This is a genomic window from Micromonospora sp. FIMYZ51, from assembly GCF_038246755.1.
Classification (GTDB): domain Bacteria; phylum Actinomycetota; class Actinomycetes; order Mycobacteriales; family Micromonosporaceae; genus Micromonospora.
In genome coordinates this window covers 6,727,565-6,743,832 of the sequence record NZ_CP134706.1, presented here as the reverse complement: position 1 = coordinate 6,743,832, position 16,268 = coordinate 6,727,565, and the positions used below count along the sequence as shown (strand labels likewise).

Sequence of the window (16,268 nt, the reverse complement as noted above, 5' to 3'; positions counted from 1 at the left end):
AAACAAACAGCCCCACCAACGTGTTGGTGTTGTTTGATATGTTGATAGGGTTACGGCGGTTATGGCGGAGGGGAAACGCCCGGTTACATTCCGAACCCGGAAGCTAAGCCTTCCAGCGCCGATGGTACTGCACTCGGGAGGGTGTGGGAGAGTAGGACACCGCCGGACATCTTCGAATTCAGGGCCACCCCACACGGGGTGGCCCTGAATCGCGTTTGGGCTCCTTTGGCATGCGCCCCTCAGTGCGCCGAGAGCGGATGAGCCGGTCACGACGAACGCCCCGACCCGGTCCTAAACTTGGCCCGTGCACGGTGTCCTGGTGTTCCTCGTGCTCGCCGCCGGCCTGGCTGCGGTCCTGGGCGGACTCGCCTGGGATGGGAGTTCGGGTCCGTCGTCGCGGTATCGGTGGCGAGGTCATGGGCCCGTTCGAGGAGATCTGGCATCCGGCTGCCCATCGGTCTCGCGCAGAGATCCGGGTGCAGGAGGAACGCATGGTTCCGATGCCGTCCCCCGATGACCTGCGTGAACGTGGTGAAGCCGGCCAGGCATGGGCGCCGAGGGCCGACGGGCGGCTTTGATACGGAACGGCCCCGCCGGCGACTGGCCGGCGGGGCCGTTGCGACCTGCGTGGGAGCGTGTCAGGAAGGCTGCTTGGCGCAGATGAAGCGCGGTTCGGCAGCGTAGGTCCAGGTGAACTTCTCCCGCTTGACGACCTTGCCGTCCTTCTTGATGACCCGGAAGGCGTCCTGGGTGAAGCCCTGGCTGCCGCTGGCGGGAATGCAGCTCGGACCCGGGTCGAGGTAGACCGTCTTGGGCGAGGTGATGTTCCGCCGAGGGCTGTACTCGGTCTTGACGCTGTCCCAGATCTTCGTGCTCCAGATGGCGACGGTGATGGAGTTGCCGGTGTACGAGGTGTCGATCAGGACGCCGTACTCGGTGTTGTTGCGGAACTTGAAGTCGAGGTTGGGCCAGAAGATCGTCGACTCGATGACCGCCGGGTACCGGCTGAAGTAGTACGAGTGCGGCTTGTGCTCGACGTCCTCCAGGCCCGCGTAGTAGATCGCGTTGAAGAGCGTGGTGGTGAACTGGGAGGTGCCCCCGCCGACCCCGGGCACCAGCTTGCCGTCCATGATGACCGGCGCGTCCCGGTAGCCCTGCGCGTAGCCGCGTTCGCCGGTGTGCCCGTTGAGCGAGAACGTCTCGCCGGGCAGCACCACGGTGCCATCCACGTCCTTGGCGATGGTCACGATGTTCTGGCTGCGCGGCGAACCGAGACCACCGGTGAAGTTGGTGGTGAAGGAGGCCACCTTCTCCTTGATGCCAAGGGTGCCGATCTTCTCCGCGGTGAGCTTCGGCTGGACCGGCTTGAGCTCGGCGGAAACCGTCCGGTCCGTGCTGCGGGGCAGGACCGCCAGCAGGTCGTCACCGAGCTTGCTGGTGTCCACCTGCTGCCCTTCGCGCCCGTCCGTCACCTTCGGCTTGCCGCCGGAGATGGCCATCTTGGCGTCCTTGGGCGCCACCTCCACCGCGTCGAGGCGGTCGCCGAGGGCGGCTCGCAGTCGCTTGACGTCCACGCTGGGGGTGAGCTTGCCGGCCTTGTCGGCCTTGAACCGCAGGCCCTTGGCGATCGCCTGCGGCGGAATGTCCACCGAGCCCCGGTCGGTGGACAGCTTGACCGGCGCCGCCACGGCCGGCTCGGCCAGCTCGGCGACCATCCGGTCGACCTCCTCGGCCGAGGTGGCCGGGTGGTTCTCCACAAGCGGCACGGTCACCGGCTGCCCGCTCAGCCAGCCCTCCTTGACCACCTGCGCGGAGTGCTCGGGGTCGACGTCGAGGCTCGGCTTGGGATAGCGCACCTTCGGCTTGGTGCCGGAGAAGGTGATGGCCGGCATCGTCATCTTCTTGCCCTGCTTGCCGACGAGCTTCTCCAACTCGGCCGCCAGCTTCGGTACGTCGACCGAGACCACCGGTTCGACCTCGCGCGAGCCGACCAGGCGGTCCATCGCGTGGGCGTCGGCTGCCACGGCGGCGGCCACCGTCGCGTCCACGTCGACGGTGAGCCCGACGTCGGCCGGGTTGATCTCGGCGGTCTGCTCACCGACCCGTACCTGGATGGGGGTGGAGAGCTCGGCCGCGCGGCGGTCGAGCTGCGCGCGTAGCTCCCGCGCCGCATCAGACTTGCTGCGCCCACCGAGTTCGGTACCGAGCACGGTGGTGCCGCGCGGAACGTCACCGGCGTACGCCCAGACGGCCACCGCACCGACCGAGGCGAGTACGGCGGTGGTCACGCCGGTGGCGAGCAGGATGCGGAACCGGCTGGACCGCTTCCGTTCGCCCTGCGGAGCCTCCGGTGCTTCTCGGACCGGTTCCTCCACGGGCCAGCTGACCGCCGCCACCTGCACGGTGGGCCGGTCGTCGTCAGCGGGCGGACGTTTTTCGCCGTACAGCGTCACAACTACCTCTTTGGGAAAGCCGCGGGTTGAGCCGGGACCCGTACCCCGGAAGACAACTACGGTAGCCAACGCCGGGCCCGGCGGGGAGCCCGAGTGTGCGCGGATCGCGTCGCAGCCGTCCGGTTGGCGCGTCCCGACGACCTGGCGACGACGCTGGGTGACGGCGGAGGGTTCGGTGCGGTCAGCGACGGGACGGTCGGAAGACGAGCCAGGCCATCACCACCGTGGTCACCGCAGCGGTGGCCAGCGCGCAGGACAGCACCCCCGTGACGGTACGCGGCGCGATGAGCGTGGTGGCGCCGGCCAGGCCGACGGCGGCCAACCACAGCGGGGCGGCCGGCCACCGGGCGGCGGTCGCCACCCGGTCGTTCACCAGCATGAAGAGCACCGCGTAGAGGGCGCCGGTGGCGGCGAAGAGCGGAGCCGAGCTGGCCAGGTGCAGGTAGTCGGTGCCGCCGGCGAGCCGGAACGCCAGCTCACCGCCGACGGCCGCCGCGGCCACCAGCACCGCCCCGCAGGTCAGGATCAGGGTCAGTGCCACCAGCCGGGCCCGGTGGTCGTTGCGGGCCAGCCGGGGCAGCACCAACAGGGTGACCACCTGAGGTGCCCACAGTGCACCCTTGGTGAGCACCGCGCCGACCGCGTAGGCGCCCGAGCCGGCGGCCGGGAGCAGCTGACGGGCGAGGATCAGATCGGCGTACGAGATGGTGAGCATCGCCAGCGTCGCGCCGCACGCGGTCATCACCTGTCGGGCGGTCAACCGGGGCAGCGCCCCGCTGCCCGACGCGACAGGCGTCGGCTGAGTGTCCGCCCGGTCCTCTCCCGGCCCGGTGGCGGCTGCGACCGGGCCGGCGGCTGCGACCGGGCCGGAAGCTGCGATCGGGGTGGCGGCTGCGACCGGGCCGGCGGCTGCGATCGGGGTGGCGGCTGCGACCGGGCCGGGGGCTGCGATCGGGGTGAGGGCTGCGGCCGGGGTGCGGGCGTTGGCGGGCGGGGCGGCGAGGCGGGCCAGGACCGGGAGCGCGAGCAGGCCGGTGAGGGTGGCCAGCAGCAGGCAGAGCACCGGCCCCTGACCGAGCAGGAGGCCGATGACCAGGCCGCCGTAGCGGCCGGCGGCAAGCACGGTCATCGCTGCGGCCAGCCGCAGGAAACGCTGGTCGCCCTGAACCTCCCCGAGCCAGCGGCCGGACAACACGGTGGCGAAGGTGGTGGCCGCCAGCAGCAGCGTCAGCGCGATCGGCAGGCGCAGGGCCACCGTCAGGACGGGCGCGGCGGCGAGGGTGACCGCCGCGGTGAGCGTCGCGGTGCGCAGCCCCAGCCGGGCTGTGCCACCGCCGCCCCAACGGGCCCGATGCGCGGCCACCGCGATCTGTAGGCCGAAGCCGGGCACCGCGGCGATCGCGCCGAGCGCGAGCACCGTAGCCAGTGCGCCGAGGTCGGCGGCGGTGAGTCGGCGTGCGCCCAGCACCGGAACCACGTACGCGAGGGCGTTGGTGACCAGGGTGGCGACCGTGACGGCGGCACCGGCCCGGCCGAGGCGCGTCGCCGCCGTGTCTCTACCCGTCGTCTGCGTCATGCCACACCCGCTCCTATTCCGACTCGGGCGCCGGATCGCCGATCGCGATCTCACTGACGCAGAGCGACATGTCGTCGCCGGCAACCGTCAACTCCACCGTCGGCCCGCCGCCGACGATGCGCAAGAAGCGCTGGTGGAGACCCTGCCGGACGGGGAACTCGGCGCTTGCGGTGCCGAACCGCACGGTCGCGGTCCCCTCCGCCGCGCTGCGGTAACCGATCCGTACCACCCAGTGCCACTCGTCGCGCGGCTGGTCCAACGTCATCCGCACGGTCTGACCTGCGGAAACCAGGTAACCGCAGCCTTCCGCCGGACCCGGCAGGGTGGCGCTGCCGACGACCGTGGCCAGCCGGATGCGGCCGAGCCCGTCGAGCACCGACACGTGGTCGGCCTCGTCGACGAAGGTGGGCCGGGTGTCGAAGGCGCGGAAGAAACGGGACTGCTGGTTGTAGGGCCAGGAAAGGGCCGGTACGACCGACTCGGGGACCGGACCGTCGAAGAAGACCGTGTCGGGTGGAGCGCTGGCCAGCTCGATCCGGACGGTGTCGAGGTACGACCGGCCGGCCTTCTCGGCCCAGCTGTCGCTGAACCCGGCGGTGCTCCACGCGGTGCTGAGGCAGCCGGCCACCAGCACCACGGCGAGCAGCGCGGGCAGTGCCTCCCGGGATCGCTGCGGCGCGGCCGGCTCCGGTGGGTCGCCGTGCTCCGGCGTCTCGGCCGTCGCCGGAGCGGCCCCGACCACCGCGAGACCGAGGCAGATCGCGCCGACCACGACGACATCGCTTACATACCGGGGGACGCTGCCGGCGACCTCGCTGAAGGCCGAACCGAGTCGGGTCGCGGCCAGCACGCCCATCGCGATGACCAGGTACCCGCCGAGGAGCAACCAGGCGCGGCCGGCACCGCGCCGGTGGCGTACGGTCGCCACGACCAGGACGGCGACGATGGCCGCGCTGATCCAGCCGGCGAACTGCGGGGGTGCCGTGACCGGTGCCCCGTCGCCCGCCCTCAGCCACTGCCACGGCCCGCCGACCAGGCCCGGCAGCAGCGTGGAGCCGAGCAACTGGGTGAGGAACGAGAAGACCTCACCGGCCGACTGCGGCCGGCGCAACGAGGACCCCACAGTTGCCACGTGGGCCGCGACGGAACCAGCCGTCAGCACGGCCAGCAGCAGCCACGACGGCCACCAGCGGCGCAGGGTGGTGGCGATGCTGCGCAGCGGGCCCCCGTCGGGGTAGCGCGCGGCGGTGAGCAGGAAGACCAGTGCCACGGCCAGAATCGCCCGGTCGAAGAAGAGCACCCCGACCCCGACGGCGAGGGCCAGCCTCACCAGGTGCCGCCGTCGTCCGGTCTGCACGTAGTCGACCTGGGCGGTCACCGCGAGCACCATGGCGATCAGCATCGGCAGGACGGTGCCGCCGACGGCCCACCACGACGTCGCCTCCAGGGTCAACGGACTGAACAGCAGGACGCCGAGGGGTAGCAGCAGCAGCCACGAGCGCCGCAGCAGACGCCGCAGCAGGCGGAGGAACGCTATCCCGAGGATCGCCTGGCCGGCGGCCATGAGCAGGACGTACGGCCAGTAGACCGGCCCGAACTGCGCGGTGACCAGCCAGGTGATCAGTCGCCCGGCCGGCATGAGGTGATCCTGGTAGGGGGCGAGGAGGTGGGTGATGGTCAGCTTCGATTCCGCCGCCTGGCTGATCAGTACGTAGTCGTCGGCGGCCAGCGAGCCGCGCAGGGCCACCTGCATGCGCCACACCACGCTGATGACGATCATCGCCAGGCCGACCAGCCGGATCTGCTCCGCGTTGAGCCGGGCGCCGATCCGACCAGGTGTTGCAGATGCCGCCGCGCCCGTCGATGCCATGGCGGGAAGATTGCCACACCCGGCAGGCGGCTCCCCATCAGGCCAATGGATGGTTCGCCCGGGGCGGGAACAGCTCGGCGAGGTGTCGCGTACAGTGGCCGCCACCAGTGCGGCCGGTGGCCGCGCCCGGCGGTGGTGAGGTCGACGGATGCGGGAACGGGTGGTGCCGCACGCGGTGGCCGCGGCCGTGACGGCGATCGTCCTGGCGCCGCTCGCCGCGCCCGGGTACGTGCTCCGCTACGACATGGTCTTCGTGCCCCGGCAGGCCCTGAGCTGGGAGGTCATCGCTCCGGCGACGGCGCTGCCCCGGGCCGTACCGCAGGATGCGGTGGTGGCGCTGGCCAACCAGTTGGTGCCCGGGTGGCTGCTGCAACGGCTGGTCCTGGTGGCGATCCTCTACCTCGCCGCGCTCGGCGCCGCCCGGCTGGTGCCGACCGACCGGCTGGCCGTACGCCTGGTGGCCGCACTCGGTTACGCCTGGACTCCGTACCTGGCCGAACGGCTGCTGATCGGGCAGTGGGGGCTGCTGGTCGCGTACGCCATGCTGCCCTGGCTGGTGCGCGCGGCGCTGCGGGTCCGGGCGGGCGAGCGGGGTGCCCTGCGCTGGCTGTTGCTGGCGGCGGCCGGCGCGGCGATAACGCCCACCGGCGGACTGCTGGCCCTGGTGGTGGTGGCGGTGCTGCTGGTCGGTCGGTACCCGGGCGCGATCCGCACGGCGTCCACCGCGCTGGTGGTGACGGCACTGCTCAACGCACCCTGGTTGGTGGCCGGGTTCGGTGGTGCCGGCGACGGCCGGTCCGATCCGGCCGGGGTGGCGGCCTTCGCCGCGCGTGCCGAGAACTGGGCCGGTCCCCTGGTGGCCCTCGCCGGCACCGGTGGCATCTGGAACGGGCAGGCCACCCCGGCCTCCCGAAGTGGCTGGCTGGTGCCGTTGGCAACCGTGCTGGTGCTGCTGGTCGCCGGCCTTGGCGTACCGCTGTTGCGGCGTCGCTGGCCCGGTCCGGTGTTCGGTCGCTTCGCGCTGCTGGCGGTCGGGTCGTGGCTGGCGGCGGCGCTCGGCGTACTGCCCGGCGGGGCGGCCCTGCTCGGTTGGCTGGTGGCCGAGGTGCCCGGTGCCGGGCTGCTGCGCGACGGCCAGAAGCTGCTGGTGCCGTACGCCCTGGCGGTGGCGCTCACCGTGGCGCTGGGGGCGGAGCGGCTCGCCGGGTTGCTCACCGCCCGCTTCGACGCGGCGACGGGCCGGGTGCTGCTGGTCGGCGCGGCACTGTTGCCGGTGGCGGTCCTGCCCGACCTGGCGTTCGGCTCAGCGGGACGGCTGCGCCCGGTGGCCTGGCCGGCCGACTGGGCGACGGTGGCCCGGATGGTCGAGCAGCGCCCCGGTGAGGTGGTTTCGCTGCCGTTCCAGGAGTACCAGAGCTATGCGTGGAACGGCGGTCAGGTGGTGATCGATCCGGCGCCGCGCTACCTGGGCGTGCCGGTGCTGATCGACGACACGTTGCGGGTGGGCGACACCGCCGTGGCCGGCGAGGACCCGCGCGCGACCCAGGTGCGCGAGCTGCTCGCCGCCGGCGAGCCGGTGGCGGCGGCCGGGCCCCGCTGGGTGTTGGTGCAACGTGCGGCCGGTCCGGTGCCACAGCCGCCGACGCTTGCCGGCCTGCGCCTGGCCTACGCCGGCACGGAACTGACCCTGTACGAGAATCCGGAGTGGAACCCGCCGCTGCGGCCGGTTCGTCCCGGGCCGGTCGGCCTGGCCCACCTGTTGGCCGCAACGGTGGTCCTGGTGATCGGGCTTTCGGCCGCTGCGCGGCGGGGCTACCGCGTGGTAACGTCCCGGCACGCGAGTCCCGCGGAAGGAGAAGGTGGATGAGGAACCTGCCCGCGTTCGTCGCCGTCGGGGTACTCGGGGTCGTGCTCGGCATGCTCGGCAGCGTCGGTCTGGCGAACGTGCTCAGCCCGTCCGCCAAGGAGGCTGCCACTTCCAACGTGAGTGAGCAGACCGAGACCCCGTTGTACGGCACGCGCTGACCTCGACGGCGAACGGGCGTCCGCGATCCGCGGACGCCCTCTCGCCATGTCCGGAAACCCGTTCGCCGGGCCCGGGCGCGGCTGGTCGACCCAGCCGTGACCGGTCGCCTTCGGCGCGCCGGGCAGCGCGGTCAGCCGGTCCGGGCGGTGGCGCGGGCGACCAGTTGCGCGAAGCGTGCGCCGGTGGCGGCCCAGGTGAACCGGGCCGCGTGGGCCAGCGCGGCTTCGCCCATGTCCTTGCGCCGTACGTCATCGGCGAGCAGGTCCCGGACGACCGTGGTGAACTCCTGCTCGTCGTCGACGAGCACGCCGGTCTCGGTGTCGACCATCGCCTCGGCGACCCCGCCGGCATAGCGGAAGGCCAGGGTGGGGGTGCTACGGGCGGCAGCCTCCACGATGGTCAGGCCCCAGCCCTCCTTCAGTGAGGGGGTGAGCGCAAGCCAGGACGAGCAGAGCAGCGCGTGCTTCTCCTCCTCGGTGACGAAGCCGGCGAACCGCACCCGGTCGGTGATGCCGAGCGTGCCGGCTAGTTCGCGTAGCGGCTCTTCCCACCAGCCCTGGCCGGCCACCACAAGTTCCAGTTCCGGCAGTTCGTCGGCGAGTTCGGCGACCGTACGCAGGGCGATCTCGACCCGCTTGTGCGGCACCAGGCGACCGAGCACCAGCAGTGACGGGTGGAGGGTGCGGGGCAGCGCCGGGCCGGTCACCGGCGGCGTGCCGTTGGGCACCACGTCGATCCGTTCCGCGTCCACGCCCAGCGTGGCCAACTCGGCCCGGCTCGCCTCGGAGACGGTGACGTAACGGCAGCGGCGGTACAGCCGTACGGCCAGCCGCGATTCGATCCACCAGCCGATGCGGGCCAGCCACGGGCCGAAGACCACCGGCCACTGCTCTCGGTGCACGTGGTGCACCAGCGCGATGACCGGGCGGCCGGCGTAGAGCGGGGCGAAGAACGGCACCCCGTTGCAGACGTCCACGATCAGGTCCGGCCGGCCGAGCCCGCGTCGGCTCAGCGGGCCGAACCCGAAGCGGCCGGCGAGGCAGATCAGTGCCGCGCGCAGGTAGACGGTCATCCGCGAGCCACGGCGCAGCACGCGGACGCCGGAATCGGTGACGGTGCTCCGGCCGGCGTTGCGGTGGGCGGCACAGAAGAGAGTCACCTGGTGACCTGCGGTGACCAGCTCGGCGGCGATCCGCTCGATGTAGACCTCCGAACCGCCGCCTTCGGGATTGAGCGTGTCGCGCCAGTTCAGGAACAGGACATGGCGAGAGGGGGTGCCGTAGGTGTCCACGCTGCTCCTACTGGTGAGTAAGTGAGCACGATCGCGCCACCCTAGGGCGGCTCGGCCCGGGTGCGCAATGGGTAGCTGCGGCAGTGACTACTTGGCGGTAACTTGTCCGTCCGGGGTTTGCCGGCAGGCGAAAACCTTGGCAGGGTGTGCAGGCGCAACCGCGTGCGTTGGCCGGGCACCGGTGCCCCGAACCCGCCGCGAGCCGCTGTGTGACCTGCGGTGGAAGGCGTCCGCAGGGGTGACGAGGAGGTGAGGCGGCGGTGGAGGCCGACCGTCCCGCGCCGTCGCGCGCCCTGTCCCACCGCTCCCCGGTGGTACTGCTCAGCGCCGCGCTGGTGCTGCTGCTGGCCGGCTGGGGCGCGGTCGCGTACGTCCGTGCGGACCGGGGCACGCCTACCTGTGTCGAGCAGGTCCAACTCAGGGTGGTGGCCGCCCCGGTGATCGCCCCGGCGCTCGATCGCGTGGTGCGGGCGAACGTCGGCGGTCAGCCCTGCGTGTCGGTGGCCGTGGAGTCCCGACAGTCGGCCGCCGTGGCCCGGGAACTCGCCGACGGCGGCGAGGTCGGGCACGCCTGGGTACCGGAGTCGACGTTCTGGCTGCGGCGGGCCCGGGCCGCGGGCGCGTTCGAGGTTCCGGAACGGGGTACGTCGGTGGCGAGCACGCCGGTGGTGCTGGCGGTGACCGAGCGGGTCGCCCGTCGATCCGGCTGGCCGGCGCAGCCGCTGGCGTGGAAGTCGCTTGTCGGCACCGGGTCGCGGGCGGCCCAGGTCGGCATCCCCGACCCGGCGGCCGATCCGACCGGGGTGGCCGCGCTGCTCGGCGTCCGGGTGCTGGCCGACGACACCCGGACCTCGCCCGCGACCGTGGCGGCGACGCTGCGGCGGCTCGCCGAGCGGACGTTCAGCCCGGCGGACGGTGCCGACCTGCTGACCCCGGGCCGCGCCCTGCCCGGCCGGGTCGACGTGGTCGCCGCAAGCGAGCAGGCCGTGCTCGAACACAACGCACTCGCCGGCTCCGGCAAGCTGGTGGCGGCGTACCCGGAGGTGGCCGTCCCCTCGCTCGACCTGCCGTACGTGGTGCTGCCCGGTGCGCAGGGCCGGGTCCGAGACGCCGCCGGGAACTTTCTCGCCACCCTGCTCACCGGCGCGGCGCGGGAGACGTTCAGCGGTTACGGCTTCCGGACCGCGTCGGGCTTCCCACCTGCCATCCCGGCCGACGGCCGGCTGCGGGCGGAGGAACGTCGACCGGTCCCGCTGCCGGCCGAGGAGGCGGTCACCGACCTGCTGACCGCGTGGAGCGGTGTGCAGCGCAGCGCCCGGATCCTGACCCTGTTGGACGTCTCCGGCTCGATGGCCGCGCAGGTGCCGGGCGGCGGTGACCGGCTCGACGCCACCGTCCGGGCGGCCCAGGAGGGCGCGGCGTTGCTGCTGGACAACAGCGAGATCGGGGTCTGGGTCTTCGCCACCAAGCTCGACGGGGATCGGGACTACCGCGAGATCCTGCCGGTGCGCCCCCTGGGCAGCCAGCGCAAGAAGCTCGCCGAGGCGCTGGCCGGCGTACGGGTCAAGCCCGGGGGCGGGACCGGGCTGTACGACAGCACGCTGGCCGCGTACCGCGACGCGCGGCGCAACTGGACGCCGGGCCGGATCAACCTGGTGCTGGTGATGACCGACGGGCGTAACGAGGACGACGACAGCATCAGCCGCGCCGAGTTCCTCGCCGAACTCGGCCGGTTGCAGGAGCCCCGCCGGCCGCTGCCGATCATCTTCATCGGCCTCGGCGCCGACGTCGACCCCGACGAACTGGACGCGATCACGAAGGTCACCGGCGGGCGGGTCTTCGTCACCGCGCAGCCCAGGGGCATGCGGCGCATCTTCTTCTCGGCCCTGGCCGACCTAAGCTGCCAACCGCCGGAGTGCCGCCGGTGAGCCCGGTACTGGGGCGACTGCGCCGCTCGCCCGGTACCGCACTCTCGCTGCTGCGCCGCTCGCCCGGTACGGCGCTGTCGCTGCTGCTGCTCACCGTGATCGCCTTCGGCCAGCGACCCGGTCAGGTCACCTTCGACACCAAACTCGACCTGGCCGTCGACCCGATGCAGTTCCTGGCCCGGGCGCTGCACCTGTGGAATCCGGAAGCCACCTCCGGGGAGTTGCAGAACCAGGCGTACGGCTACCTCTTCCCGATGGGGCCGTTCTTCGCCCTCGGCCAGTTGCTGGGCGTACCGCCGTGGATCACCCAGCGGCTGTGGACGGCACTGCTGCTCGCCGCCGCGTTCTACGGGCTGCTGCGGCTGGCTCGGGCGCTGAACATCGGCACCGAACCGACCCGGTACGCGGCGGCGATCGGCTACGCGCTGGCGCCCCGGGTCGTCACCGAGATCGGCGTACTGTCGGCGGAGACGATCTCCGCCGCGATGCTGCCCTGGGTGCTGTTGCCGCTGGTGACCGTACGCCGGATCGGGTCTCCGCGCCGGGCCGCCGCGCTCTCCGCGCTGGCCGTGCTGGGCATGGGCGGGATCAACGCGGCGATCGTGCTGCTCGCCCTGTTGCTGCCCGGTGTCTGGCTGCTCACCCGGCGCTGGGACGCGCAGCACCGGCGGCTGGTCGCCTGGTGGTGCGTCTGCGTGCTCGGGGTCTGCCTGTGGTGGATCGTGCCGTTGCTGCTGCTCGGCCAGTACAGTCTCCCCTTCCTCGACTTCATCGAGTCCTCCACCACCACGACGGCGGTGGCCTCGCTGTTCCAGGCGGTACGCGGCACCAACCAGTGGGTGGCGTACATCGTGCAGGGCGATCCCTGGTGGCCGGCCGGCTGGCTGCTGATCGACCACCCCGTGCTGATGGTGCTCACCGCGCTGGTGGCGCTGATCGGGCTGGCCGGGCTGGCCGGCAACCTGCTGCCCGAGCGACGGTTCCTGGTGACCGGCTTCCTCACCGGGCTGACCCTGCTGACCATCGGCTACGTCGGCGCGGTGGACAGCCCGCTGTCCGAGGTGGTCCGCGACCTGCTGGACGGCCCGCTCGCGCCGTTCCGCAACGTGCACAAGCTCGACCCGGTGCTGCGGCTGCCGCTGCTGCTCGGCTTCGCACACGGCGTCGACGCGGTCGCCACCCGGCTGCACAACGCGCTGTCCCGGCGGCGGCCGGCGAGCTGGCTGCGTCCGCTGATCTTCGCGCCGGTGCTGCTGCTCGTCCTGGGTGCCGCCGCACCGGCCTGGCTCGGGCAACTGCGCGCCGGGCCGGGCTGGTCCGACCTGCCACCGCACTGGCGGGCCGCGGCGACCTGGCTCGCCGACCGCGACGCGCTGGCCCGCACGCTCATGGTGCCCGGCTCCGGCTTCGGCCAGTACGTCTGGGGGCGCACCCTCGACGAACCGTTGCAGCCGCTGGCTGGCGCGCCGTGGGCGGTGCGCAACCAGATCCCGCTCGGCTCGAACGGCAACACCCGGATGATGGACACCGTCGAGCAGGTGCTGGCCGGCGGCCAGGGCTCCGCCGGCCTGGCCGATCTGCTCGCCCGCTCGGGCTTCCGACATCTGCTGCTCCGCAACGACCTCGACCGCAACCAGGTCGACGCGCCGCCGGTGGCGGTGCTGCGCCGGGCGTTGGCCGACTCGCCGGGCATCGTCCGGGTGGCCAGCTTCGGCACCACCGACGCGCTGTCCCGGACGCTCGGCAGCCCGGTGGACGGCGGTGCCAGCGTCCTGCCGGCCATCGAGGTGTACGAGGTGCAACGCCCGGTGCCGGTGATGTCGGCGGTGCTCAGCGCCGACGTGCCCACGGTCAGCGGCGGACCGGAATCGCTGCTGCCGCTGCTGGAACAGGGAGTGGTGGAGCGGGACCGGCCGGTGGTGCTCGCCGGTGACCGGGCCGACGCCCCGGACCTGACCGGCGACTCGTGGATCGTCACCGACGGCCTGCGTCGCCAGGAGCGGGACATCGGCCGGGCCCGGGACAACCTCTCCCAGACGTTTACCGCAAACGAGGCGGGGCGGCAGGGGCGGGTCGCCCTCGACCTGCTGCCGTTCGCCGGCGACCAGCACCAGACCACCGCGGTCTACCAGGGCGTACGCGATGTGAGCGCGTCCTCGGCGACGAGCTTCGTGGACCATCTCGGCCCGGCGGACCCGTCGCACCTGCCGTTCGCGGCCATCGACGGGGACTACGCCACCGCCTGGCACTCGGCGCCGTTGAGCGGGCCGGTCGGGCAGTGGCTCCAGGTCGACCTGGACACTCCGCGCCAGGTGGAGAGCGTGGACATCGCCTTCGTCAGCGACCTGGCGGTGGGCTGGCCGGTGACCCGGTTCCGGATCACCACCGATCGGGGTTCGGTCGAGCACGAGGTGGCCCAGACGCTCGGCGGCCACTCGTACTACACCCTGCCCGGGCCGACCAGCCGGATCCGGGTGACCGTGCTGGCGGTGGCCGACGGCCAGCTCAACGGAGGTGTCGGCATCCGGGAACTGGCCATCCCGGAAACCGAGCCGCGACGTACCCTGCGGGCCCCGACCGACCTGCCGCGAGAGCTGTCCGGGCCGGTCAGTTGGGTGTTCAGCCGAGGGCCCACCGACCGGCCGGCGTGCTATCCGGCCTCGGCCTCCGGCGCCGCCCGGGACACGGCAGCCGACACCGGAGTCGACGACTCGGCGATTCGCTGCGACCGGTTCCTGGCCCGGGTCGGCGAGGAGCCGCTGGGGTTGGACCGGCTGTTCCACAATCCGGCCGCCGGCACGTACCGGATGGAGCTTCGCGCGGTGGCCCGACCCGGCGGCGGGCTGACGCTGTCCGGCCCGGACGTGACGGCGACCGCCTCGTCACACCTGGCCGGGGATCCGGCGGTGGCCGCGTACGCGGCGGTCGACGGTGACCCGGACACGGCGTGGTTGGCCGGCACCGGAGACCTGCGTCCCACCCTGGGGTTGAGCTGGTCGGGCCGGCAGCGCCTCGACCGGGTACGACTGCGAGCCGCCGAACTACCGGTCGGCTCCCTGCCCGAGCGGGTCGAGATCCGTACGCCGGGGCGCGCGGTGACCGTGCCGGTGGACAGCGACGGGACGGTCACGTTCCCCCCGGTGCGTACCGACCGAATCGAGATCGTCGTGCTGGAGACCCGGCACCGGCTGGCCGACCTGCGGGGTAATGGCTGGCCCGCCACCGCGGGCATCGCCGAGGTGGAGATTCCCGCGCTTGCCGAGCTGTCGAACCCGATCGACGCCGCGACCCGGGTGGTCGAACGGTGTGGCGACGGGCCGGTGGTCGAACTTGGCGGATTCCGCTACGACACCTCGGTCGACGCCACCCTGGGCGACGTGCTGGCCGGGCGGCCGGTGCCGCTGCGGGTCTGCGGCGAGGACGGCGCGGTGCTGGAACTGCCGGCCGGCGGCCACCGGTTGGCGACCACCCCGTCGGCGGGCTTCCTGGTGCGGGACGCGGCCCTGCGACCGGCCGACGACCACGGTTCCGCCGCACCCCGGCACCGCGAGGTCACCGTGCTGGACTGGGCGCCCACCGAGCGGACGGTTCGGGTCGCCGATGGCGAGCAGGCGTTGCTTGTGGTGCCGGAGAACGCGAACGCCGGCTGGGCGGCCACCCTGGACGGTGCACCGCTGACCGCCGCCCGGGTGGACGGCTGGCAGCAGGCGTGGGTGCTGCCGGCCGGTGCCGGCGGCGAGGTTCGGCTGGTCTTCGAGCCCGACCGGTCGTACCGGGGTGGGCTGGCGGCAGGCGCGTTGACCGCGCTCGGAGTGCTGGTGCTGGCCGCCTGGCCGGCGCGCCGCCGGGTGCCGGTGGACGCCAGCGGGGCAGGAGCGATCCCGGCGGAGGCGTCGGCGTGGGCCATCGGTGCCCTGTTGGTGGTCCTGCTCGCCGCGTTGGGTGGCGTCCTGCCGGTGGCGATCGTGCTGGCCGCGATGCTGCTGCGGCAGTTGGCCGTGCGGGCGCTTCCGGTGGTGGTGCTGGCTGGGCTGACGGTGGCCACGGCGGTCGCGGTGGCCGGACGCCTGCGGGGCCATGGGCAGGAGTGGGCGTACGTCTCCTGGACGCAGGCGGCCATGTTGATCGCGATCGGTGCGGTCGTCGCCGCGGTGGTGCCCGTCCCCGGTGCACGGCCCGACCCGGCCATCCCGGATGATGTGACGCCGAGCACACCAGGCGAGGCGGCGGAGGTGGCTCAAGACCGGGCTGAGGACGACGACGGGACGGTGGCACGGTGACAGCAGCGGAGGACCGGAGGCAGCGGGCGGCGCGACGTCGTTTCGCCACGCTACGCCGCTCGGTCGACCTGTTCCGGGCGTTCCTGGTCGAGCAGACCGACCCGGATCACTTCTACGGACTGTTGGCGACCGACTCGGTCCGCCAAGTCTCCGGCTACACCGACCTGGCCGGCCGGACCGTGCTCGACGTCGGCGGCGGGCCGGGATACTTCGCCACGGCCTTCCGGGCGGCCGGTGCCCGCTACGTCGGGCTCGACCCGGACGTCGGTGACTTCTCCGCGGCCGGCGAGTCGGTGGCGGGCATGCTGCGCGGCAGCGGCACCGCGTTGCCGGTGCGGACCGCCAGTGTGGACGTGACCTTCTCGTCGAACGTCGTGGAGCACGTCGCCGAGCCGCCCCGGATGCTCGACGAGATGGTCCGGGTGACCCGGCCGGGCGGGTTGCTCTTCGTGTCGTACACCCCGTGGCTGTCGCCGTGGGGTGGGCACGAGACGGCGCCCTGGCACTACCTCGGCGGCAACCGGGCCCGCCGCCGCTTCGAGCGGCGCAACGGACGCCCGCCCAAGAACCGCTTCGGCGAGACGCTCTTCCCGGTCTCGATCGCCGACACGTTGCGCTGGGCGCGGGGCAACGGCGACGTCGAGATGGTGGACATGCTGCCGCGTTACCACCCCTGGTGGGCGCGGTGGGTGATCCGGGTGCCCGGTGTCCGGGAGGTGGCGTCCTGGAACTTCGTGCTGGTACTGCGCCGTACCGGACGACGACAACCCGGCGCGGCGAAGAAATCAGAGCTGACCGGGGGTCGCGGTGCTATGTGACTAGGTAGTAACCTCGCGGCCATCTC

General features: G+C 72.7%; 9 protein-coding genes and 1 rRNA gene. 6 read left to right on the top strand and 4 right to left on the bottom strand.

What is annotated here, in order from left to right:
- The first annotated feature begins 51 nt into the window (after window positions 1-51).
- A 5S ribosomal RNA gene (gene rrf, locus QQG74_RS30370) occupies window positions 52-168 on the top strand.
- Between the two features lie 470 nt (window positions 169-638).
- Here the strand turns inward: rrf and QQG74_RS30365 are convergent.
- The 3 genes from QQG74_RS30365 to QQG74_RS30355 all read right to left on the bottom strand — a co-directional run bounded on the left by QQG74_RS30365 (window position 639) and on the right by QQG74_RS30355 (window position 5,899).
- Window positions 639-2,453 (bottom strand): VanW family protein, encoded by a 1,815-nt coding sequence (locus QQG74_RS30365; RefSeq protein WP_341718045.1) that lies wholly within the window; start codon window positions 2,451-2,453, stop codon window positions 639-641.
- A 181-nt stretch (window positions 2,454-2,634) separates the two neighbouring features.
- On the bottom strand, window positions 2,635-4,029 hold the full coding sequence (locus QQG74_RS30360) for a polysaccharide biosynthesis protein (RefSeq protein ID WP_341718044.1): 1,395 nt from the start codon (window positions 4,027-4,029) through the stop codon (window positions 2,635-2,637).
- A gap of 13 nt (window positions 4,030-4,042) precedes the next feature.
- Complete coding sequence (locus QQG74_RS30355) at window positions 4,043-5,899, bottom strand: hypothetical protein (RefSeq protein ID WP_341718043.1); 1,857 nt, start codon at window positions 5,897-5,899, stop codon at window positions 4,043-4,045.
- Between the two features lie 148 nt (window positions 5,900-6,047).
- Between QQG74_RS30355 and QQG74_RS30350 the strand changes: the two genes are divergently transcribed.
- A complete protein-coding gene (locus QQG74_RS30350) occupies window positions 6,048-7,766 on the top strand; it encodes a hypothetical protein (protein ID WP_341718042.1) in 1,719 nt (572 codons plus the stop codon).
- Complete coding sequence (locus QQG74_RS30345; RefSeq protein WP_341718041.1) at window positions 7,763-7,924, top strand: hypothetical protein; 162 nt, start codon at window positions 7,763-7,765, stop codon at window positions 7,922-7,924. Before QQG74_RS30350 ends, QQG74_RS30345 begins: the two co-directional genes overlap by 4 nt.
- Window positions 7,925-8,055: 131 nt before the next feature.
- Here the strand turns inward: QQG74_RS30345 and QQG74_RS30340 are convergent, their stop codons facing one another.
- Window positions 8,056-9,216 (bottom strand): glycosyltransferase family 4 protein, encoded by a 1,161-nt coding sequence (locus QQG74_RS30340; protein WP_341718040.1) that lies wholly within the window; start codon window positions 9,214-9,216, stop codon window positions 8,056-8,058.
- 260 nt (window positions 9,217-9,476) lie between these two features.
- On the opposite strand from QQG74_RS30340, the gene QQG74_RS30335 reads away from it, so the two are divergent.
- Genes QQG74_RS30335 through QQG74_RS30325 form a run of 3 tightly spaced genes read left to right on the top strand, consistent with a single transcriptional unit; the run spans window position 9,477 to window position 16,242 of the window.
- On the top strand, window positions 9,477-11,144 hold the full coding sequence (locus tag QQG74_RS30335) for a substrate-binding and VWA domain-containing protein (protein WP_341718039.1): 1,668 nt from the start codon (window positions 9,477-9,479) through the stop codon (window positions 11,142-11,144).
- Window positions 11,141-15,424 carry an alpha-(1->3)-arabinofuranosyltransferase gene (locus QQG74_RS30330; RefSeq protein WP_341718038.1) on the top strand — a complete coding sequence of 1,428 codons (4,284 nt, stop codon included), beginning with the start codon at window positions 11,141-11,143 and terminating at the stop codon, window positions 15,422-15,424. Before QQG74_RS30335 ends, QQG74_RS30330 begins: the two co-directional genes overlap by 4 nt.
- Window positions 15,421-16,242: a class I SAM-dependent methyltransferase gene (locus QQG74_RS30325; RefSeq protein WP_341718037.1), complete on the top strand. Its 822-nt coding sequence runs from the start codon at window positions 15,421-15,423 to the stop codon at window positions 16,240-16,242. Before QQG74_RS30330 ends, QQG74_RS30325 begins: the two co-directional genes overlap by 4 nt.
- Window positions 16,243-16,268: the final 26 nt, after the last annotated feature.

Bases quoted from the DNA above. Each gene is read 5' to 3' on its own strand.
- QQG74_RS30360 (WP_341718044.1), bottom strand. From the start codon at position 4,029: ATGACGCAGACGACGGGTAGAGACACGGCGGCGACGCGCCTCGGCCGG.
- QQG74_RS30355 (WP_341718043.1), bottom strand. From the start codon at position 5,899: ATGGCATCGACGGGCGCGGCGGCATCTGCAACACCTGGTCGGATCGGC.
- QQG74_RS30350 (WP_341718042.1), top strand. From the start codon at position 6,048: ATGCGGGAACGGGTGGTGCCGCACGCGGTGGCCGCGGCCGTGACGGCG.
- QQG74_RS30345 (WP_341718041.1), top strand. From the start codon at position 7,763: ATGAGGAACCTGCCCGCGTTCGTCGCCGTCGGGGTACTCGGGGTCGTG.